21 protein-coding genes are annotated in these 20,286 nt (G+C 75.5%); 13 read left to right on the top strand and 8 right to left on the bottom strand.

Translation table 11 applies throughout. The features are described from left to right. The first annotated feature begins 10 nt into the window (after positions 1-10). Complete coding sequence (locus tag WCD41_RS21380) at positions 11-1,411, top strand: class II 3-deoxy-7-phosphoheptulonate synthase (RefSeq protein WP_337716188.1); 1,401 nt, start codon at positions 11-13, stop codon at positions 1,409-1,411. A gap of 17 nt (positions 1,412-1,428) precedes the next feature. On the opposite strand, the gene WCD41_RS21375 is transcribed toward WCD41_RS21380, so the two are convergent. Next, entirely contained in the window at positions 1,429-2,715 is a 1,287-nt protein-coding gene (locus tag WCD41_RS21375; protein WP_337716186.1) for a protein kinase domain-containing protein, read from the bottom strand. A 92-nt stretch (positions 2,716-2,807) separates the two neighbouring features. On the opposite strand from WCD41_RS21375, the gene WCD41_RS21370 reads away from it, so the two are divergent. Beyond that, positions 2,808-3,527 carry an alpha/beta fold hydrolase gene (locus tag WCD41_RS21370; RefSeq protein ID WP_337716184.1) on the top strand — a complete coding sequence of 240 codons (720 nt, stop codon included), beginning with the start codon at positions 2,808-2,810 and terminating at the stop codon, positions 3,525-3,527. 4 nt (positions 3,528-3,531) lie between these two features. Further along, on the top strand, positions 3,532-3,894 hold the full coding sequence (locus tag WCD41_RS21365) for an Rv2175c family DNA-binding protein (protein WP_337716182.1): 363 nt from the start codon (positions 3,532-3,534) through the stop codon (positions 3,892-3,894). Here WCD41_RS21365 and WCD41_RS21360 read toward each other — a convergent pair. The 4 genes from WCD41_RS21360 to WCD41_RS21345 form a co-directional block, all read right to left on the bottom strand. Continuing rightward, positions 3,863-4,234, bottom strand: a complete 372-nt coding sequence (locus WCD41_RS21360) for a hypothetical protein (protein WP_337716180.1) — start codon at positions 4,232-4,234, stop codon at positions 3,863-3,865. The two genes, WCD41_RS21365 and WCD41_RS21360, sit on opposite strands and share 32 nt — an antisense overlap. Next, the gene (locus WCD41_RS21355; RefSeq protein WP_337716178.1) at positions 4,231-5,199 is read right to left on the bottom strand and encodes a phytoene/squalene synthase family protein; all 969 of its coding nucleotides are present in this window, start codon (positions 5,197-5,199) and stop codon (positions 4,231-4,233) included. Before WCD41_RS21355 ends, WCD41_RS21360 begins: the two co-directional genes overlap by 4 nt. 6 nt (positions 5,200-5,205) lie before the next feature. Then, positions 5,206-6,699: a phytoene desaturase family protein gene (gene crtI, locus WCD41_RS21350; RefSeq protein WP_337716176.1), complete on the bottom strand. Its 1,494-nt coding sequence runs from the start codon at positions 6,697-6,699 to the stop codon at positions 5,206-5,208. A 62-nt stretch (positions 6,700-6,761) separates the two neighbouring features. Then, positions 6,762-7,874, bottom strand: a complete 1,113-nt coding sequence (locus tag WCD41_RS21345) for a polyprenyl synthetase family protein (RefSeq protein WP_337716174.1) — start codon at positions 7,872-7,874, stop codon at positions 6,762-6,764. Between the two features lie 168 nt (positions 7,875-8,042). Here WCD41_RS21345 and WCD41_RS21340 point away from each other — a divergent pair, with 168 nt between their 5' ends. Beyond that, the gene (locus WCD41_RS21340; RefSeq protein WP_337716173.1) at positions 8,043-8,930 is read left to right on the top strand and encodes a methylenetetrahydrofolate reductase; all 888 of its coding nucleotides are present in this window, start codon (positions 8,043-8,045) and stop codon (positions 8,928-8,930) included. Between the two features lie 37 nt (positions 8,931-8,967). Here the strand turns inward: WCD41_RS21340 and WCD41_RS21335 are convergent, their stop codons facing one another. Next, complete coding sequence (locus tag WCD41_RS21335) at positions 8,968-9,699, bottom strand: LppM family (lipo)protein (RefSeq protein ID WP_337716171.1); 732 nt, start codon at positions 9,697-9,699, stop codon at positions 8,968-8,970. A gap of 35 nt (positions 9,700-9,734) precedes the next feature. Then, positions 9,735-10,352: a GNAT family N-acetyltransferase gene (locus tag WCD41_RS21330; protein ID WP_337716169.1), complete on the bottom strand. Its 618-nt coding sequence runs from the start codon at positions 10,350-10,352 to the stop codon at positions 9,735-9,737. Positions 10,353-10,681: 329 nt separating this feature from the next. On the opposite strand from WCD41_RS21330, the gene WCD41_RS21325 reads away from it, so the two are divergent. Beyond that, positions 10,682-10,975, top strand: coding sequence for a hypothetical protein (locus WCD41_RS21325; protein ID WP_337716167.1), 294 nt, complete (start codon positions 10,682-10,684; stop codon positions 10,973-10,975). Positions 10,976-11,008: 33 nt separating this feature from the next. After that, positions 11,009-11,542, top strand: a complete 534-nt coding sequence (locus WCD41_RS21320; RefSeq protein ID WP_337716165.1) for an SAV_6107 family HEPN domain-containing protein — start codon at positions 11,009-11,011, stop codon at positions 11,540-11,542. 22 nt (positions 11,543-11,564) lie between these two features. Here WCD41_RS21320 and WCD41_RS21315 read toward each other — a convergent pair whose 3' ends face one another. Further along, positions 11,565-12,407, bottom strand: coding sequence for a ParA family protein (locus tag WCD41_RS21315; protein ID WP_337716164.1), 843 nt, complete (start codon positions 12,405-12,407; stop codon positions 11,565-11,567). 95 nt (positions 12,408-12,502) lie between these two features. Between WCD41_RS21315 and WCD41_RS21310 the strand changes: the two genes are divergently transcribed. The 7 genes from WCD41_RS21310 to WCD41_RS21280 all read left to right on the top strand — a co-directional run bounded on the left by WCD41_RS21310 (position 12,503) and on the right by WCD41_RS21280 (position 20,164). Continuing rightward, complete coding sequence (locus WCD41_RS21310) at positions 12,503-13,255, top strand: class I SAM-dependent methyltransferase (protein ID WP_337716162.1); 753 nt, start codon at positions 12,503-12,505, stop codon at positions 13,253-13,255. Beyond that, complete coding sequence (gene dinB, locus WCD41_RS21305; protein WP_337716997.1) at positions 13,252-14,562, top strand: DNA polymerase IV; 1,311 nt, start codon at positions 13,252-13,254, stop codon at positions 14,560-14,562. The genes WCD41_RS21310 and dinB overlap by 4 nt, the downstream gene beginning before the upstream one ends. 128 nt (positions 14,563-14,690) lie before the next feature. Continuing rightward, positions 14,691-15,089, top strand: coding sequence for an SCO2097 family morphological protein (locus tag WCD41_RS21300; RefSeq protein ID WP_337716159.1), 399 nt, complete (start codon positions 14,691-14,693; stop codon positions 15,087-15,089). 788 nt (positions 15,090-15,877) lie between these two features. After that, entirely contained in the window at positions 15,878-16,309 is a 432-nt protein-coding gene (mraZ, locus tag WCD41_RS21295; RefSeq protein WP_337716157.1) for a division/cell wall cluster transcriptional repressor MraZ, read from the top strand. A gap of 212 nt (positions 16,310-16,521) precedes the next feature. Beyond that, a complete protein-coding gene (gene rsmH / locus WCD41_RS21290; protein WP_337716155.1) occupies positions 16,522-17,520 on the top strand; it encodes a 16S rRNA (cytosine(1402)-N(4))-methyltransferase RsmH in 999 nt (332 codons plus the stop codon). Then, positions 17,517-18,248 carry a cell division protein FtsL gene (ftsL, locus tag WCD41_RS21285; protein ID WP_337716153.1) on the top strand — a complete coding sequence of 244 codons (732 nt, stop codon included), beginning with the start codon at positions 17,517-17,519 and terminating at the stop codon, positions 18,246-18,248. The genes rsmH and ftsL overlap by 4 nt, the downstream gene beginning before the upstream one ends. 164 nt (positions 18,249-18,412) lie before the next feature. Beyond that, on the top strand, positions 18,413-20,164 hold the full coding sequence (locus tag WCD41_RS21280) for a peptidoglycan D,D-transpeptidase FtsI family protein (protein ID WP_337716151.1): 1,752 nt from the start codon (positions 18,413-18,415) through the stop codon (positions 20,162-20,164). Positions 20,165-20,286: the final 122 nt, after the last annotated feature.

Raw genomic sequence — 20,286 nt, 5'->3', positions numbered from 1 at the left:
CTGACGTGTCGTGTGGTCCGTCGACCTGCCCGTGGACGCTCTCCCCGGCCTGCCCCCGCTGCCCTCGCACCTCCGTGAACGCCTCGACGACGCGCTGTCACGCCCGGCCGCGCAGCAGCCCGACTGGCCGGACGCCCAGGCGGTGACCGACGTCCGCACGGTGCTCGAGCACGTGCCGCCGATCACCGTGCCGGCCGAGGTCGACCGGTTGCAGTCGCAGCTCGCCGCCGTCGCACGCGGCGAGGCGTTCCTGCTCCAGGGCGGCGACTGCGCGGAGACCTTCGCCGACAACACCGAGCCGCACCTGCGCGGCAACATCCGCACGCTGCTGCAGATGGCGGTGGTGCTCACCTACGGGGCGTCGCTGCCCGTCGTGAAGATCGGGCGGATCGCCGGGCAGTACGCCAAGCCCCGCTCGTCGTCGACCGACGCGCTCGGGCTGCCGAGCTACCGCGGCGACATGGTCAACTCGCTGGCCGCGCACGCCGAGCGCCGCATCCCGGACCCGGGCCGCATGATCCGTGCCTACGCCAACGCGGGCGCCGCGATGAACCTGGTCCGCGCGCTGACCTCCGGCGGCATGGCGGACCTGCACGAGGTGCACGAGTGGAACCGTGAGTTCGTGCGGACGTCCGCGGCGGGCGAGCGCTACGAGGCGGTCGCGGCGGAGATCGACCGGGCGCTGCGGTTCATGTCCGCGGCCGGGGTCACCGACCACTCGCTGCACGGCACCGAGATCTTCGCGAGCCACGAGGCGCTGGTCCTCGACTACGAGCGCGCGCTGCTGCGCCTCGACTCGCGGGTCGAGGCCACGAGCCGCGACGACGCCCGCCTGTTCTCCCTCGGCGCGCACTTCCTGTGGATCGGCGAGCGCACCCGCGCCCTCGACGGCGCCCACATCGCCTTCGCCGAGCTCCTCGCCAACCCGATCGGCATCAAGATCGGGCCGGGCACCACGCCCGAGCAGGCCGTCGAGTACGTCGAGCGCCTCGACCCCCACCACCAGCCCGGCCGCCTGACGCTGATCTCCCGCATGGGCGCGGGCAAGGTGCGCGACGTGCTGCCCGGCATCATCGAGAAGGTCACCGCCTCCGGGCACCAGGTGATCTGGCAGTGCGACCCGATGCACGGCAACACCGTCGAGGCCACCACCGGCTACAAGACCCGCCACTTCGACCAGGTCGTCGACGAGGTCCAGGGCTTCTTCGAGGTGCACCAGCGCCTCGGCACCCACCCCGGCGGCATCCACGTCGAGCTCACGGGCGAGGACGTCACCGAGTGCCTCGGCGGCGCCCAGGACATCTCCGACACCGACCTCGCCGGCCGCTACGAGACGGCGTGCGACCCGCGCCTGAACACCCAGCAGTCGCTGGAGCTGGCGTTCCTCGTCGCGGAGATGCTGCGCAACTAGCCGGCCACCGGCCCGGGCTACCCGGGGAGACCGAGCCCCCACCCGGCGGCCCCGGCGGCGGCCACGGCGATGGCCTCCAGGATCAGCCACGCCGTGAGGAGCCGCCGGGAGCGGGACCGGGCCCGGCGGCGCTCGATCTGCTCGATCGCCACGTCGACGTCGTCGACCGGGGCGTCGGGCCTGCGGCGCCCGGCGCCCGCACGGTCCGTGTCGTCGGGGTGCTCGTCGGGCGGGTCCTCGGGCTCGTCCTCCTCCCAGGCCTCGCCCTCCCAGGTGTCGTCGTCCTCGTCCTCCTCCACCGGCGGAGGCGGCGGACGACGGTCGCGCCGCGCACCGTCGGTCCCGGGGTCGGGATCGAGGTCCAGCAGCCGCGTCCCCCGCAGCGGCCGGGACCCCCCGGTGCCGGTGCGGCGCGGTGGCGGGGGCACCGGGTGGAAGGGCAGGTCCGCGTCGATCCGCACGCCGCGGCAGGCGGCGAGGAACGCGTCGGCATCGGCGAGCCGGGCCTCGGGGTCGCGGCGGGTGGCGGCGAGGACGAGACGGTCGAGCGGTCGCGGGAGGCCCCCGACCACCGCCGCCAGCGGTGGGACGTCGTGGTGCACGTGGCGTCGCGCGACCTCCACCGCGTCCTCGCGGCCGTCGCCGCCGCCGTGGGGCGGCACGCCGGTGAGCAGCTCGAACAGCACGATCCCGGTGGCGTAGATGTCGCTGCGGGCGTCGGCGCGGCCGTCGGTGACCTGCTCGGGCGCGAGGTAGGCGACGGTGCCGAGCACCATCTCCCCGGCGTCGTCGGGGTCGGTCTCCCACGCGGCCGCCACCAGGCCGAAGTCGGCGACCTTCACCGAGCCGTCGCGCCCGACCAGCACGTTCTCGGGCTTGACGTCGCGGTGCACCAGGCCGCGGTCGTGCGCGACCTGCAGCGCGGTGACCATCTGCTCGGCCACCGTCAGCGCCGCCGCGGGGTGCAGCCGGCCCTGGTCGCGCAGGACGTCGCGCAGCGTGCCGCCCTCGACGAGCTCGAGCACGAGGAAGACGGTGCCGTCCGGGTCGCGGCCCTGGTCGTGGACCGCGACGATGCCCGGGTGCGCCAGGCGGGCCGCGGCACGGGCCTCCCGCTCGAAGCGGCGGACGAACGCGGGGTCCGAGGCCAGCGCGCCGTCCAGCACCTTGATCGCCACCGGGCGCTCCAGGCGCAGGTCGACCCCGCGGTACACCACCGACATCCCGCCGCGCGCGAGCACGCCGTCCACCCGGTAGCGCCCCTCCAGCACCGTCCCCTCGGGGTGGGCGGTGGGAGCGGCCATGGCCGCGATGCTACGAGGACGTCGGTGACCTGCGGGGATCCTCGGCCACGACGCGCCCGGCCCTGTCGGGTGACGGCCCTAGGGTGACCGCCGTGACGACATGGTTGCTGCTGCCCGGCGCGGGCGGCGCGGGGTGGTACTGGCACCTGGTGGCGGAGCGGCTGCGCGCCCGCGGCGACGTCGTCGTCGCTCCCGATCTGCCCGCGGACGACCCGGAGGCCGGCATCCCGCGCTACGTCGAGGTGGCGCTGGAGGCGCTGGGTGACCGCTCCGACGACGTCGTGGTCGTCGGCCAGTCGCTGGGCGGGCCGAGTGCGGTCGAGATCGCCCGCCGCGTGCCGGTGCGGCGGCTCGTGCTGGTCAACGCCATGATCCCGGCCGTCGGCGAGTCGCCGGGGGAGTGGTGGACGGCCTCGGGACATCGGGAGGCCAAGGAGGCGGCCGTCCGTGCGGCGGGGCGGCAGGACGCCGGGTTCGACGAGGCCTGGGAGTTCCTGCACGACGTGCCCGCCGACGTCGCCGCGGCGGGCGCCGAGCACCAGCGCGAGCAGACCGACGGCCCGTTCGTCGACGGCTGGTCGCTGCCGGCGTGGCCGGACGTGCCGGTGACGGTCGTCGTCGGGCGCGACGACCGGTTCTTCCCCGCCGACTTCCAGGTCCGTCTGGCCCGCGAGCGCGCCGGGGTCGAGCCGGTCGTGGTGCCGGGCGGGCACCTGCTCGCGCTGGCGAACCCGGACGGCCTCGTCGAGGCACTCACCTCCCCGGACGCCGGTGTTGCGGGGTCCGAAAGCGCCCCTCCTCTGGCACAGTGACCGCGTGTCCGAGTCCGCCGTCGCCGCCATCGTGGGCCACGACATCGAGGTCGAGACGCTCGCCCAGGTCGCCGAGCGTCTCGGCGTGCCACGCACGCGCGTCAGTCAGATGATCAAGCAGGGCCAGCTGCTCGGGGTCCGCGAGGACGACCGGTGGGTGGTCCCCTCGGCGTTCCTCGTGCCCGACGGGGTGGTCAAGGGGCTGCCCGGCACCATCCAGGTGCTCCGCGACGGCGGCTATGCCGACGGCGAGATCCTGCGGTGGCTGTTCACCGACGACGAGTCCCTGCCGGGCATGCCGATCGAGGCGCTGCGCTCCGACCGGGGCCGGGAGGTCAAGCGCCGCGCCCAGGCGATGGCCTTCTGAGGCCGCGCCACACCGCGTCGGCGAGCAGCCCGTGGGCCCGCAGCGTGCCCACCAGCCGGGCGGTGCGCCGGGCACCGAGCCTGCGGAGCAGCGCGACCCCGAGCGCGGGCCCCGTCCACGCCCGGACGGTGTCGTCGCCGTCGGTCGGGACCACCTCGAGCAGCGTCGGCGCGTCCCCGGCGACGCCGGCCTCGGCGCACCACGCCACGACCCGGTAGTCGGCCAGCGGCAGCACGTCCAGGACCGGACCGGCGGTGCCGTCGACCGTGTCCGCGACGGCCGCGGCCACGGCCCGGCACCGCGTGCACGCGGCGTCGAAGGCCAGGACGAGCTCGGTCACGCCGCGGCGGGTCCGGGGCGGCGCCACCGCGCGCCGACGGCGCGGGCGAGCTGGGGGAGGGCGACGGCGGCGCGGCGCCCGGAGCCGACGGCGACGCGCCGCTCGAGCACCGCGTAGTCGGCGGCCACGATCTCGTCGAGGATGCCGCCGTAGAGGACGTGCGCGGTGCGGACGCAGGGACGCGAGACCGGGTGCAGCAGCGGGATGCCGCGCTCCGCGCGGCGGTAGACCGCCCGGGTGCGGGCGACGAGGTGTGCCAGCGCGCGCCGCACCCGCGGGTCGGTGCGCCCGGTGGCCCGCCCGTGCGCCAGCAGCTCGCGGTCGACGCCGAACGCGGCGAGCTCGTCGCGGGGGAGGTAGACGCGGCCGCGGTCCAGGTCCTCGCCGACGTCACGCAGGAAGTTGGTCACCTGGAAGGCCACGCCGAGGTCGGCGGCGTAGGGCGCGGCCTCCTCGCGGGGCCCGACGGTCCCGAGCACGGGCAGCACCTGCAGCCCGATCACCGCGGCGGAGCCGTGCACGTAGCGGGCGAGGTCGTTGAACGTCGCGTAGTCGGTGATGGTGAGGTCCATCGCCATCGAGTCCATGAAGTCCTCGAGGTGGCGGTGCTCGATGCCGTGGCGGGACACCGTGTCCGCCAGCGCCGCGACCACCGGCTCGCCGTCGGCCACGAGCTCGCGGGGGTCGGTGCCGGCCAGCCCGCGCCGCATGCGGGCCCGGACCTCCTCCAGCCGCGCGGCGACGGCCGCCGGGGAGGCGTCCGCGTCGGGGTCGTCGACGACGTCGTCGGCCATCCGCGCGAAGCCGTAGAGGGCGTGGATCGCGGGGCGCTGGGACGGGGCGAGCAGCCGCGTGGCCAGGAAGTAGGTGCGCCCGTGGGCGGCGTTGAGCGCGCGGCACCGGGCGTAGGCGTCGCGCAGCGCGGGATCGTCGATCCCGGCGGCGTCGAGCTCCGAGGAGACCACCTCCGGTCAGCCCGTGATCCGGGCGGCGGCGAGCTTGCCCGAGATCAGCACCGTCGGGACCCCGACGCCCGGGGTCGTCCCCGAGCCGGCGAGCACCACGTTGCCCTCGCCCCGCACGAGGTTGCGGGCCCGGAACGGGCCGGTCTGGGCGAACGTGTGCGCGGCGGAGAAGGGCGTGCCCGCGGCAAGGCCGAGCGCGGACCAGTCCTCCGGGGTGATCACGTGCTCGACCACCGGCTCGCCGAGCGTGATGCCGCGGCCGGCGAGGACCCCGGCGAGCTCGTCGCGGTAGCGCGGCCCGATGCGGGCCCAGTCCAGCGGTGCGACGTCCGTGTTCGGTGTCGGCGCCAGGACGCTGACCAGCTCGTGGCCCGCCGGGGCGAGCGACGGGTCGGTGGCCGTGGGGTGGGTGATCAGCAGCGACGGGTCCGACATCACCCGGCCCTCCGTGATGATCTCGTCGAACGTGCTCGCCCACGCATCGCCGAACGAGATCGTGTGGTGACCGAGCCCCGTGCCCGCCGGCACCCCGGCGTGCCACACGTACGCCGAGGGCGACCAGCGCGTCGGCACCGCCCGCCGCGGGGTGCGGCCGAGCAGGCCGTAGGCGACGGGGAGGTCGCAGGTCAGGACGACGGCGTCGGCGGCGAGGCGGTCGCCGTCGGCGCCGAGCTCGCCGGTCGGGACGCTGCGCACGGCGCGCACCCGGCTGGCCGAGCGCTCGAGCCCCGTCACCGTCGTGCCGTACCGGAACTCCGCCCCGGCGTCGGCGGCGGCGTCGGCGAGGGCCTGGGGCAGGGCGCGCACCCCGCCCTTCGGGAACGACACCCCGGCGATCGTGTCCATGTAGGCGATCACCGCGTACGCGGCCAGCGCGCGGGCCGGCGGGACCCCGGCGTAGAGGGCCTGGAAGGAGAAGATGCGCCGCAGCCGCTCGTCGTCGAGGAAGGACCCGATCCGCGGCCCGAGCCGCCCGAAGCCGCCCATCAGGGCGAGCCGCGCGAGCTCGGGGGAGAGGACGTCGAGCGGGGAGTCGAAGTTCGCGTCGACGAACGTCGCCATCTGCACCCGGTAGAGCTCGGTGAGCCAGGCCCGCAGCCGGCGGTAGCCCTCCGCGTCGGCCGCCGAGACCTTCTCGCGGATCTCCTGCTCCATCGCGCCGGGCTCGGTGTGCACGTCGATGGCGGACCCGTCCGCGAAGCGCGCGTGGTAGGCGGGGTGGAGATCGACCAGTTCGAGGCGGTCGCCGAGCTTCTCCCCGACGGCGCCCAGGGCCTCCTCGACGAGCTCGGGCATGGTGATGACGGTGGGGCCGGTGTCGAGGCGGAACCCCTGCAGGTCGAGGCGGCCCGCGCGGCCTCCCGGGGTGGGGTCGCGCTCGACGATGGTGACCCGGCGGCCGGCGCCGAGCAGGTGCAGGGCCGTCGCCAGCCCGGCGAGTCCCGCGCCCACGACGACGACGTGGTCGGTGGGCGAGCGGACGGAACGGAGGGTGCTCACGGAACTCCTGCGCTGGGTCAGCGGTGTCAGTGGCGTCAGCGGTGTCAGTGGCGTCAGCGGTGTCAGCGGACGCGGCGGGTGGCGGCGACGGCGAGGTCGGCGAGCCGCTCCGGCGCGGGCGGGGCGAGCGCGGGGGCGTCGGCACCCCGGACCGCGTCGAGGGCCGACGCGGTGAGCTCGGTGATCCGCGCCTCGACGTCGTCGACGACGCCCAGGGTGTGGAGGGCCTCGCGGGCCGCGGCGACCGCGTCGGCGCCCAGGTCGGGGTCGCCGAGGGTCCGCTCGACCACGGCGGCGGTGGCGCGGTCGGGGTGGGCGCGGGTGAGGGCGACGAGCAGGGTCAGCTTGCCCTCGCGGAGGTCGTCGCCCGCCGGCTTCCCGGTGACGGCCGGGTCGCCGAACACGCCGAGCAGGTCGTCACGCAGCTGGAAGGCGATGCCGAGGTCGCGCCCGTAGTGCCGCAGGGCGGCGACGGTGGCGTCGTCGGCGCCGGCGAGCGCCGCGCCCAGGTGGAGCGGCCGCTCGACGGTGTAGGCGGCCGTCTTGTAGCGGCTGATGCGCAGCGCGGTCTCCGGGCGGGAGTCCGACGTCGCGTGCCCGCGGACGTCCAGGAACTGCCCGGCGAGGACCTCCGTGCGCATGGCCTGCCACACCGGGCGTGCCCGGGCGATCGCGGCGGGGTCGAGGCCGGCCTCGTGGAGCATGTCGTCGGCCCACGCCAGGGAGATGTCACCCAGCAGGATGGCGACGGCGGCGCCGAACCGGGTCGGGTCGCCGGTCCAGCGTGCCTCGCGGTGGCGCCGGTCCCACCGGGCGTGCACGGTCGGCTCGCCGCGCCGGGTGGCGGAGTCGTCGATGAGGTCGTCGTGCACCAGCGCGCACCCCTGGATGAGCTCCAGGGCGCTCACGGCCCGCAGCACGGTGCCCGGCTCGTCGAGCCCGCCCGCGGCCCGCCAGCCCCACCAGGCGAACGTCGGGCGCAGGCGCTTGCCGCCCGAGAGGACGAAGCGGGCCAGGTCGTCGGTGGCCTCGGCGAACTCCTCGGCCACCTCGACGGTGTCCCGCCGGCGGCCCGCGAGGTAGTCCGCGAGCTCCGCCGTCACGGCGGCGGGCAGGTCGCGTTCCAGGGAGGCGAGGTCGTACCGGCCGTCGGTGTCGAACGGGTCCTCGGGCACGGTCCCGACCGTCGTCGACGTTCCGCCCACCGTCATACGCGCTCTTCCCCTCGGACCGTCGGCCGTGTATGGGATCGAGCGTAGGTGCGGACGGCCGAACCGGCTGATCGGGCGGTCCCGGTCACAAGGGCCCTCCGTGTGAACGCCCTGTCACCGTAGGGTCGACGGATGGCAACTGTGACGGAGCGCATCCAGCGCGGGGTGCCCACGTTCTCGGCGGAGTTCTTCCCGCCCAAGGACGACGAGGGTGAGGCGACCCTCTGGCGGACCATCCGTGACCTCGAGCCCTTGGACCCGGCCTTCGTCTCGGTCACCTACGGTGCGGGCGGCTCCAGCCGCGACCGCACCGTGCGGACCACCGGGCGCATCGCCACCGACACCACCCTGACGGCGATGGCCCACCTCACGGCCGTGGACGCGTCCCTCGACGACCTGCGCCAGGTGATCGGCTCCTACGCCGCCGCCGGCATCAGCAACGTGCTCGCGATCCGCGGCGACCCCCCGGGGGACAAGGACGCCGACTGGGTGCCGCACCCGGCGGGCCTGAGCTACACCGAGGAGCTGGTGCACATGGTGCGGCGCCTCGGCGACTTCTGCTGCGGCGTCGCGGCCTTCCCGTACCTGCACCCGCGGTCGGTCGACGAGGACTCCGACACCCGGTTCTTCATCCAGAAGGTGAAGGCCGGCGCGGAGTTCGCCATCACCCAGATGTTCTACGACGCCGACCAGTTCCTCCGGATGCGTGACCGCATCGCCGCGGCGGGCTGCGACATCCCGATCATGCCGGGACTGATGCCGGTGACCACGCCGAAGTCGGCCGAGCGCGGCGCGGACTTCGCCGGGGCGCCGCTGCCGGCGCTGATGAGCGAGCGGCTCGATCCGCTCAAGGACGACAAGGCCGGCTACCGCGACGCGGGGATCGACCTGTGCGTCGAGCTCTCGCAGCGGATGTTCGACGAGGGGGTCACCAACATCCACTACATCAGCATGAACCGGTCGCCGGCCGTGGTGGACGTCGTGGAGCGCCTCGGGATCGCCGCACGGCCCGGGGCCTGACGCGCCGGCGCGGCCCCGCTCGGGGCCGCGCCGTCCGTCACCGCCGCGCGCGGGTGTGCAGCTGCGTGCGCGAGGAGTTGGCCAGCACGAACACGACGGCCACGGCGACGGCCACGACGGCGAGCAGCAGCAGGGCCCAGAGGATCCACGACGGGGCGTCCGGGTCCGGGTAGTCGACCACCGCGTTGACGTCGGTGACCGTGCCGGGCTGGAACGTCCAGCTGATGACGCCGTTCGACGCGGTGCCGTCGGTCTGCCGGACGTCGCCGGGGAACGCGATCTTGAGCTGGACGTCGGAGCTCTCGGGGGAGACGCGGGTGAGGTCGACCTGTCCCGTGACGACGACGCGGTCGCCCGCGCGGCGCATCTGCACCCGGATCGCCTGACCCGTCGACGGGCTGACGGCGGGCAGGACCCGCGTGACGTCGTCGAACGACAGGTCGTCGAACCGCAGCCGCGAGCCGATGTAGCCGTCCTGCTCGTAGCGCTCCACCGACACGTCGCCGCTGAGGTCGTCGGGCACCTGCAGCGGCGGCCCCGACCCGCCCGGCGACCCGTCCGGCGTCGCGATGTCGACGACGCCCGAGACCCGGTCGTCCGGGGAGACGGCCATCCCGGCCCGCACCCGCACGCACCCGGCGCCCAGGACGCTCACCAGGGCGAGCACGACCGCCAGCAGGACCAGGCCGCGCCACCCGGCGCGGCGCGGGGAGGGGGCGGGCCCGGGACCGACGGGGTCGGCGGTCGGGACGGGAGCGGTGTCGGGCACCCGCGCATGGTGCCAGGCGCCCCCGACGGTGCCGCTCAGGCGCGGCGCGGGGACCGGTCGTGCGGCGGGCCGTCCGGCGGGTCGAGCGGCAGTTCGCGGCCGAGCACGGCGAACGGGCGCGGGTCGCTGGTGAAGCGGTGGTGGCGCAGCACGTCACGGAACCCGAGGCGCCGGTAGAGCGACCAGGCGCGCGTCGGGTCGTCCGCCTCCGGGGTGGAGAGCAGGACGTGGCGGTCGCCGGGGTGCGCGAGCAGCCTGCGGGCCAGGGCCTCGCCGATCCCGGCGCCCTGGACGTCGGGACGGACGTGGAGCTCGGTGAGCTCGAAGTAGTCGCCGAGCACGGTGTCGGCCAGCTCGTGGCCCTCGGGCCCCGCGGCGAGCAGGCCGCGCCGGACCTCCTCGTACCACCACTGACCGCGGGCGCCGGGGTAGCCGTACGCGATGCCCCAGAGCGAGTGGTCGGGACCGAACGCCCCCGCCGCGTGCCAGCCCGTGCGTCGCGAGTGCTCGACCCACATCGGACGGCGCTGGCGCACGGTGCCCGCGGGGTAGCCCATGGCGCGGACGTAGACGGTCAGCGCCTCGTCGATGCGCGCCGCGAGGTCGTCGGGGGTCAGGTCGACGACGGAGGCGTGGGCGGGGGCGGCCGTCACCGTCCGGCTCCTGGTCCGGCGGCGGGGTGCGACACACGCCCATCTCACCACGACCCGCCAGAGCCGTTCCGCCGCGCGACCCGTCCGTCACCGTGCGGGGCCGCCGCGAGGGTCGACGCAGCGTGACCGTGCGCCGGTCCGACGCGACTTGACGACGTCGGACCGAGCGGGTTCACTGGACTCCATCGAACACATGTTCGATGGCTCGGGCGGCGGGGCGGGGGAAGCGCCCCGTCGCCCGGGAGTGCCGCCGGCTCCCCACGGTGGCAGGCACCCGCTCGGCCCGAGCCACGGGCCGAGGAGCACGAGCCGCCGTGGAGGAACGCATCGTGGTTCGCAGTCCCTCGCCGGTCCAGGTCCGCTGCGCGGACGGTGACCCCGTCGAGTTCCATCGCCGCCCGAACCGGCGCGACAGCCACTACCTGATCACCGAGGTGCGCGATCGCTGGATCGAGGAGTCGGCGTGGCCGTTCCTCTCGGCCATGCCCGTCGGGGGCGACCGGTGCCGGTGCTGGCGGGTGCTCGCCTGCCGCACCGACGAGCCGCACCTGCCGCCGGGCGAGTTCGTCCTGCGCATGCGCTCCGGCCCCGGCGTGTGGGACCTCCGCTGGGCCGACGCCTGACCCCTGCTCGCCCCGTCACCCAGGAGACCGACCATGACCAGCGCCCTCGCCATGCCCGGACTGTTCGACACCACGCCCGACGACGCCGCCCCCGCTCCGGCCTCGACCCCGGCCTCGACCCCGGCTGTCGCATCGGCCCCCGCCCCGCGGGCGTCCACCTCGCGGAGGTCCGCTCCCACGCCACCGCCCCCGCCGCCGTCGCGCACCGTCGTGCAGCTGCTCGGGGCGGCGCGCGACGAGCTGCGGGCGGCCCAGGCCGAGGACGAGCCCGCGGAACGATTCCGCTCGGCCCACCTCGGGGCGCTGCGCGCGGCCGCGGCGGTGCTCGCGCTGCGGGCCCGGTCCAAGCGGTCCTCGCGCCCGACCGACGCCTGGACGCTGCTCGCCTCCGTCGCTCCGGAGTACGGCGAGTGGGCGGCGTTCTTCGCGGCCCACTCGGACACCCGGTCCGCCGTCGAGGCCGGGGTGCGGGGCCGCGTGTCGCAGCGCGACGCCGACGACATGGTGCGCCAGGCCGACCTGTTCCTCGCGCTCGTCACCCGCACGGTCGCGGGGCGGACGCGCTGAGCGGGCCGCCCCGACGGCCGGGTCAGGCCTCCGGGGCGCGCCGGGCGCGGGCCCGGTGGGCCGACCGCCCGGCGCGCGACCGGACGATCCGGCCCAGCAGGGCGTCGAACTGGCTCGAGATCTCCCGGGCGCCCGGGGTGTCCCACCGCTGGATCGGCACCCCGGCCCCCTGGGCCTGCTGCACGGCGCTGCGGTCGGGCAGCACCCCGGAGAGCACCAGCGGGCCGAAGAGCTCGCGCAGCTCCGCGACGCGGAACTCGTGCTCCGAGGAGCGCGAGCGGTACTTGTTCACCAGCACGCCCAGCGGCTGCAGGTCCGGGTTGTTCTCGCGCTCGGCCTGCACCGCCTCGAACGCCCGCTGCACGCCCGACACCGCGAAGATCGTCGGCTCGGTGACCAGCACGGCCCGGTCGACGGCGACGAGCGCGGAGCGGGTGAGCTGACCCAGCGAGGGCGGGCAGTCGATGAGCACGAGGTCGTAGGCGGGGACGCCGATCTCCGAGACGTCGTGACCGTCGCGGGGCAGGGCCGCGAGCAACCGGGCGAGGCGGCCGAGACGCTGCGATCCGGGATCGGGGTGGTTGTGGCGCTCGACGTCCTCGGAGCCGACCAGGACGTCGACCTCCTCGCCCCACGCGCTGGGGGCGATCGAGGACGCGAGCACCGCGGCCGACGGGCGCTCCATCGCCTGGGCGATCGTGGTCTCCGTCGCCTCGAGCTCCAGCGCCGTGGTCGCGTTCCCCTGGGGATCGAGGTCGACCACCAGGGTGCGCAGCCTGGCCCGGAGCGCCGCCCCGGCCAGGCCCAGGACGACGGTGGTCTTGCCGACACCGCCCTTGAGGCTCAGGACCGCCGTGACGTGCACGGGGGGAACCTACCGGCCGGGCGGGCAGGCTGCCGGAACCGCACCGTCGGGATCTGTGGTCCCGAGCACCCGCCACACGTTCTACGGTGTCGCCCGTGACCCGTGCCGCGTCGTCCGCCCCGGTCGACGTCGTCGCGCGCACCCTGCGTGTCGAGCTCACCGCGGCGCGGGCGCGGCGCGACGGCGCCGCTCCGCGTGTCCTCGACGTCGGCGGGGGGAGCGGCACCTGGGCGGTGCCGCTGGCCGCGGACGGCTGCGAGGTCACGGTGGTCGACTCCAGCGCGAACGCCCTCGCGGTGCTCCGCAGCCGGGCCCGCGAGTCGGGGGTGGCGGCCGGGGTGCGGGCCATCCAGGGTGACGTCGACGCCCTCGCCGACGTGGTGGGAGAGGGCGAGGCCGACCTCGTGCTGGGCCATGGGCTGCTCGAGTACGTCGACGACCCGGCCGACGCGTGCCGGGCGCTCGCCGGTGCGGCCGTGCCCGGGGCGGCGGTCTCGCTGCTCGTGGCCGGGCGCTTCGCCGCCGTGCTGTCGCGGGTCGTCGCCGGACGCCTCGCCGAGGCGCGGCAGGTCCTCGTCGACCCCTCCGGCCGCTGGGGCCCGGGCGATCCGCTGCGCCGACGCATGGACGTCGAGGAGATCCGCACGCTCGTCGAGGCCGGCGGCCAGCTCGCCGTCGAGCGCGTCCAGGGCCACCGCGTGCTCGCCGACCTCGTCCCCGACGGCGTGCTCGACTCCGGCGGCGCCTCGCCCGACCCGCTCGCCGAGCTCGAGGACATCGCCGCCGGCACCCCGCCGCTGCGCGACATGGCGGCCCGCCTGCACGTCCTGGCCCGGCGGCCCGGCTGAGCGGCCCGCCCGCCCCGGGGGCCGACGCCGGCTGCGGGATCCTGCACGTCGACATGGACGCCTTCTACGCGGCGGTCGAGGTGCGCTCGCGCCCCGAGCTGCGGGGACGTCCCGTCGTCGTCGGCGGCGGGCCGGAGCGCGGCGTGGTGCTGTCGGCCAGCTACGAGGCCCGCGCCTACGGGGTGCGCTCGGCGATGCCGTCCGCCCGCGCCCACCGGCTCTGCCCGCAGGCGGTGTTCCTGACGCCGGACTTCGCCGCCTACGCCGAGGTCTCCCGGGGGGTCATGGCGGTGTTCCGCGCGGTGACGCCGCTCGTGCAGCCGCTGAGCCTCGACGAGGCGTTCCTCGACGTCTCCGGAGCCCTGCGCCGCCTCGGCACCACCCCGCTCGGGGTCGCCGCCGCGATCCGCGAGGAGGTGGCGGCGGGCCAGGGGATCACCTGCTCGGTGGGCGTGGCCTCCACGATGTTCGTCGCGAAGCTCGCCTCCCGGGTCGCGAAGCCCGACGGGGTGCACCTCGTGCCCGCCGACGGCGTCCGCGCCTTCCTCGACCCCTTGCCGGTGGGGGCCCTGTGGGGCGTCGGGGCGCGCACCGAGGAGGTGCTCGGCCGGCACGGGATCACCACGGTCGCCGACGTGGCCGCCGCCGGGCCCTCGACGATGCGGCGCGCGGTGGGGGAGGCCCACGCCGCGCACCTGCTCGCCCTCGCACACGGGATCGACGAGCGCCGCGTCGACCCGCACGGCCGCGAGAAGTCCGCCGGCGCCGAGGAGACGTTCGCCCGCGACCTGGTCGATCCGGCGGTGCGGCGCCGCGAACTGCTGCGTCTCGCGGACCGCGCGGCCCGGATGCTGCGACAGCGCGGCGTGCGGGCACGGACCGTCGCGCTCAAGGTCCGCTTCGACGACTTCACGACGATCACACGGTCGCGGACCCTGCCCGCACCCACCGATCTCGCCCGCGACCTGCACGCCACGGCGGTCGAGCTCCACGACGCGCTGGGGGAGATCGCGCCCGTCCGGCTCCTCGGGGTCCGTGGCGAAGGTCTCGTGCCCGCCGACCGCGCGCCCGAACAGATCGTCCTCGGCGACCCCGAGCACGGGTGGTCCGACGCGGAGCGTGCGGCTGACCAGGCCCGATCGCGTTTCGGCGTCGCGGCGGTGCGCCCGGCGAGCCTGCTCGGCGATCCCGATCCGCAGCGGGCGCGATCACCGTCGGAGGCCGCGGACCCCGCCCGCGACGGTCACCGACCGCATCCGCGCGTGTCGCGAGCGGCAGCAGTCCGGCGCCGAACGGATGATCAGTGAGGGCAACACGCCGGTCCGGGTAGTCGGACTGCCGACGGACTCGTAGGATGGTGCTGGGTCATCAGGACGATGCCCGCCAGACCCTGACGGGTCGGGCGAATTTTCCATTCCGGTGCCGGAGGAGAATCATGCCGCTCTCCGAGCACGAGCAGCGTCTGCTCGAGCAGATCGAGCGCGCTCTCTACGACGAGGACCCGAAGTTCGCGTCCACGGTTCGGGGAGGCAAGCTCCGACGTCCCTCACGTCGCCGGCGCATCCAGGGCGTCGCGCTCTTCGTGATCGGCGTCGTGATGCTGGTGCTCGGCGTCGTCTTCAGTTCCTCCACGGTGGGGATCATCGTCAGCGTGGTCGGCTTCCTCGCGATGTTCGGCGGCGCCGTCCTCGCGATCACGTCCTTCGGGGCCCGCAAGAAGGAAGCGGCCGCCGAGGGCGAGGCCGCCGCGGCCGGCGGCGCCTCCGAGAAGGAGCGCAGCCGCTTCACCTCGCGGATGGAAGAGCGCTTCCGCCGCCGCTTCGAGCAGGAGTAGCCCTCCCCGCTCGCCCGTTCTCCGGCGCGCCGTCGACCTCCGGGTCGGCGGCGCGTCGTCGTTCCCGCAGCCGTGCCCCGGCATCCCTCGAGCAGCGAACGCGCTGTTCGCTGCTTCTACGCGCGCAAAGTCCGCGTTCGCGGGAAGAGCACGCGGGCGGGGACGGGTCGACGTCGAGATCAGGAGTGCGCTGTGCACCTCCACGGCGTCGCCGAGGTGCGTGACGCTCCTGATCTCGGCGCCGCCCCACTCCGCCCCACGCCCAGGCCCACACCCGCTTCCGTCGAGCAGCGAACGGCGCTTTCGCTGCTACGGAAGCAGCGAAGGCGTCGTTCGCTCCTCCGTGGCACGGTGCCGGCGGCCGCGAGCGGCACGTTGCGCATGATCAACAGGGTCGCTGACCTGCTGAACGTGCCTCTCGACGGCCCGGCGCCGCCGAGGAGGGGCGGAGAGCCCCCACCACGCCCCACCGCGCGCTCCACTCCCACCCACCGGCGTCCCCACCACGCCCCACGGGCGTCCCCACCACGCCCCACCGGTGCCATTCGCCCTGCTCGACGCCGGGGGAGAGGGGGCGGCGGGGGCTCGTCCCGGCGTGTCGGTGGACCTCCGGGGCCTGGGACCGTCATGGTCACGCTCAGCTCCCCCACCTTTCCCCACCGTCGCTGACCAGGCAGAACTCCCCCGAAAGGGGATCACCTCGCCCGCAGGATGGTTTGGATGTGGGGAGAGGTGGGGTATGGTGGTGAGCAGTGGGGCGAACGGGCCTCGCCAGGGAGGTGGGGGCCGTGTTCCTCGGCACCCACACCCCGAGATTGGACGACAAGGGCAGGTTGACCCTGCCCGCGAAGTTCCGGGACGAGCTCGCAGGGGGGTTGATGATCACGAAGGGCCAGGACCACTGCCTCTACGTGTTCCCCCGTGACGAGTTCGAGCAGATGGCCCGCAAGGTGGCCGAGGCGCCGTTCACCGACGAGCGGGTGCGCGCGTACCAGCGCTACCTGTTCGCCGGCACCGACGAGCAGCGCCCCGACTCCCAGGGGCGCATCCCGATCACCGCCGAACTCCGGCGCTACGCCGGGCTCGAGCGGGACTGCACGGTGATCGGGGCGGTCAGCCGCCTCGAGATCTGGGACAGCACCGCGTGGGCCCGCTACCAGGACGAGCACGAGGCCGGCTACGCCCAGGCCCAGCAGGAAGTGCTGCCCGGCGTCTTCTGACGCCGACCGCACCGACGACAAGCGAACAGGCGGCGCCCCCGCGAGGGGCGCACGGTCCGGTGCCGTGAGGCCCCGGCCCGCAGGGCGACGGCCCTGGCGCACCTTCCCCGGCGCCAGGTCCGTCGATCTGCGGACCGGGACGTGACGACATCGGGCCCCAGCACACGGCGGGCCGGTCGCGGCCCGTTCGACGAGTCGGTGGAGGTCACGCGGTGGACGAGTACGGGGCGGAGGAGCCCAGCCGAGGGCCGGCCGGGCGCCGCGAGCGTCACGTCCCCGTCCTGCTCGAGCGCATCGTCGCCCTCCTCGACCCCGCCCTCGCCGACCGCGACGCCGTGCTCGTCGACGCCACCCTGGGGGCTGCCGGTCACTCCGCCGCGCTCCTTTCTCGGCACTCCGGACTCACTCTTGTGGGTGTTGATAGGGACGAGTCGGCGCTGCGGCTTGCCCGAACGCGCCTCGCGCCCTACGCCGAACGTACGCACTTCGTCCACGCCGTCTTCGACGCGCTGCCCGAGGTCCTCGACGACCTGGGCTACGACGCGGTCCAGGGCGTGCTGTTCGACCTCGGCGTCTCCTCGATGCAGCTGGACGAGGACGAGCGCGGCTTCTCCTACGCCCGCGACGCGCCGCTCGACATGCGGATGGACCCGTCGACCGGGCCGACCGCGGCCGACGTCCTCAACACCTACGCACCCGGCGACCTGATCCGGGTGCTCCACGACTACGGCGAGGAGCGAGCGGCCCGACGCATCGTCGAGGCCGTCGTGCGTGCCCGGCGGCGGGCTCCGTTGCGCACCAGCGCGGAGCTCGTCGCCCTCCTCGACGACGCCATCCCGGCCGCCGCCCGCCGCACGGGCGGCCACCCCGCGAAGCGCACGTTCCAGGCGCTGCGCGTGGAGGTCAACGGCGAGCTCGACGCCGTGGCGACGGCCGTCCCCGCGGCGGTCGACGCGCTCGCGGTCGGCGGCCGGGTGGTCGTCATGTCCTACCAGTCCCTGGAGGACCGCATCGTCAAGCGGGTGCTCACCGAGCACACCCGCTCGAAGGCACCGCCGGACATGCCGGTGGTGCGCCCCGAGGACGAGCCCGACCTGCGCCTGCTGACCCGCGGCGCCGAGAAGGCCGACGACGACGAGATCGCCGCCAACCCCCGAGCGGCGTCGGTGCGGCTGCGTGCCGCCGAGCGAGTGCGGGAGGCCGCAGCATGAGCAGCGCGACCCTGGATGAACCCCGCACGGGGACGAGCACGCGGCCCGGCACCCGACGGGACGACTCCCCGCGCCGTCCCGCCGACCGGACGTCGACGCGCCCGGCCCCCGCGACGAGCACGACGACAGCCACCACCAGGACCAGCACCAGGACCAGCACCAGCACCGCGTCCGACGCCCGGTCCGGCGGCACCGCGCCCTTCGTGCTGCTGATCATGGTGCTGCTGACGGGTGGCCTCGTCGCCACGCTCTGGCTCTCGACCGCCGCGGCCGCCGACTCCTACCGGCTCGACGAGGCCCGCCAGGTCTCGCGCGACCTCTCCGAGCAGACCGAGCGCCTGCACCGTGACGTCGAGGCCGCGCAGTCGGCGCCCGCGCTGGCCGCCGCGGCCCGCGCGCAGGGCATGGTCCCGGCCGGCGACCCGGCGGTGCTCCTGGTCGCGCCGGACGGGACGTCGCAGGTGATCGGCGACCCCCGCCCGGCCGAGGACGTCGCCCCGCCGCCCGCCGCGCCGGCCCCCGCCCCGGCGACCCCCGCCCAGGGCACCACCGGCGCCCAGGCCGCCGCCGACGGCCAGCCGGCTCCCGCGCCCGCCGGCGCCGCTGCGGCCGAGGACCAGCTCGTGGCGGTGCCCAGCACGCAGGACCAGACCACGCAGACCGCGCAGGACACCCAGAACACCCAGGACACCCCGGCCGGCCCCGCCACCACCTCGGCCGGGCAGTGATGGCGCGCAGCGCACCCACCCTGAGCCGCCCGCCGGCCCGCGCGCCCGGCGGCCGGGCCCCGAGCGGTCGCCGCCCGTCGCCGCCACCACCCCCGCCGCGGCGTCCCGCGCGCCGACCGTCGCCCCGCCCGCCGGACCCGCGCCGCCGGCTGCGGGTCGGCCGCGTGATCCTGGTGGCCGTCCTGCTGCTCTGCACGCTCAAGCTGGTCGAGGTCCAGGGCATCCGTGCGGGCGAGCTCTCCGCCGACGCCGCGCAGCAGCGCACGACCCGGCTGAACGTGCCGGCCGAGCGCGGGGCGATCCTCGACCGCTACGGCACCCCGCTGGCGTTCAGCGTCGAGGCCAAGGCGCTCGTCGCCAACCCGCGGCGGATCACGGAGGACTGGAACGACCCCGCCGTCCGCTCGCAGACCGGCTCGCCGACGCCGGACCAGCGCAAGTCGGCGATCGCCGTCGGTATGGGCCGGATCCTCGGCCTCGACCCCGGCCCGATCTTCGCCTCGCTCACCTCGGACCGCAGCTACGTCGTCCTCGCTCCGCTGGTCGACCCGGGCGCCGCGCGGCAGGTCCGCGAGGCCTTCCCGGAGATCGCCGAGGAGGACCGCGAGTCGCGCCAGTACCCGGCGGGCGACGTCGCGGCGACGGTCGTCGGCAGCGCGTCCTGGAACATGGACCGCCAGAAGATCCGTGGCTCGATCGGTCTGGAGAGCGCGCTCGACACGACGCTCGCGGGCACCGACGGGTTCCGCGTCGTCGACACCGCCGAGGGCAGCGACGCCGTCATCCCCGGCACGACGCGGGCCGAGCAGCCTGCCCAGGCCGGCCGCGACATCGTCCTGACCCTCGACACCGACCTGCAGTACGCCGTCGAGCAGCGCCTGCGGGACTACACCGCGCGGGTCGGCGCCCGCAGCGGCAGCGCCGTCGTGCTCGACGCGCACACCGGCCAGGTGCTCTCGATGGCCAACTCCGGCTCGTTCAACCCCGCCGCGCCGGGCGCACCGGGCGCGCAGCTGAGCAACCCGTCCGTGACGGCGCCGTTCGAGCCCGGCTCGGTCAACAAGCTCGTGACCATGGCCGCGGCGATCGAGAACGGCGTCGCGCGCCCCGAGGACGTCCTGCAGGTGCCCGGCAGCATCCGCGTCGCCGACCGGACGATCAGCGACGCCTGGTCGCACGGGACGATCAACCTCACGCTCAACGGCGTGCTCGGGCGCTCCTCGAACGTCGGCACCCTGATGACCGCGCAGCGTGTCGGACCGGACCGCTTCGACACGATGCTGCGGGCGCTGGGCATCGGGTCCCGCACCGGCATCGAGCTGCCCGGCGAGAGCCCCGGGTCCGTACCGGCCCGCGAGGACTGGTCGGGCAGCACGTTCGGCAACCTCCCGATCGGCCAGGGCCTGTCGATGACGACGCTGCAGATGGCGAGCATGTACCAGGCCGTGGCCAACGACGGCGTGCGCGTCCCGCCGCGGATGGTCGAGGCCGAGGTCGGCGGCGACGGGGTGCGCATCCCGTCCCCGACGCCCGAGGGCGTCCGGGCGATGAGCCCGGAGACGGCGCGGACGATGCGCGACATGTTGCAGTCGGTGACCCAGGACGGGCGCGGCGGCAACCGGGGCACCGGGCCCGCGGCGGCGATGCCCGGCTACCCGGTGGCCGGCAAGACCGGCACCGCCCAGCAGGTCGACCCGGGCTGCGGCTGCTACTCGCAGTCGAACTACTGGATCACCTTCGCGGGGATGTTCCCCGCCCAGGACCCGCGCTACGTGGTCGCCCTCATGCTGGACCGCCCGCCGGGCGGCGACTCCGCGGCGCCGCTGTTCCACGAGATCGGCGCCTACCTCGCCCAGCACGGTGCGGTCCCGGTGTCGACGGCGCCGCCGCGCATGGTGCCGCTGACGCTGCCCTGACACGCGCGGGTCGCCCTGCAGGCCACAGGGCCTGCCGAGTGGCCGTGGAGACGGTGAGTAACCTGCGCGATCGTGCCCGCCGCACCGCCGAGGACCTCCGACGACGCCGCCGGCCCCGCCCG

This window comes from Actinomycetospora aeridis, from assembly GCF_037400275.1.
In the GTDB taxonomy this organism is placed as follows: Bacteria; Actinomycetota; Actinomycetes; order Mycobacteriales; family Pseudonocardiaceae; genus Actinomycetospora; species Actinomycetospora aeridis.
This window is presented reverse-complemented; position numbering and strand designations above follow the sequence as displayed.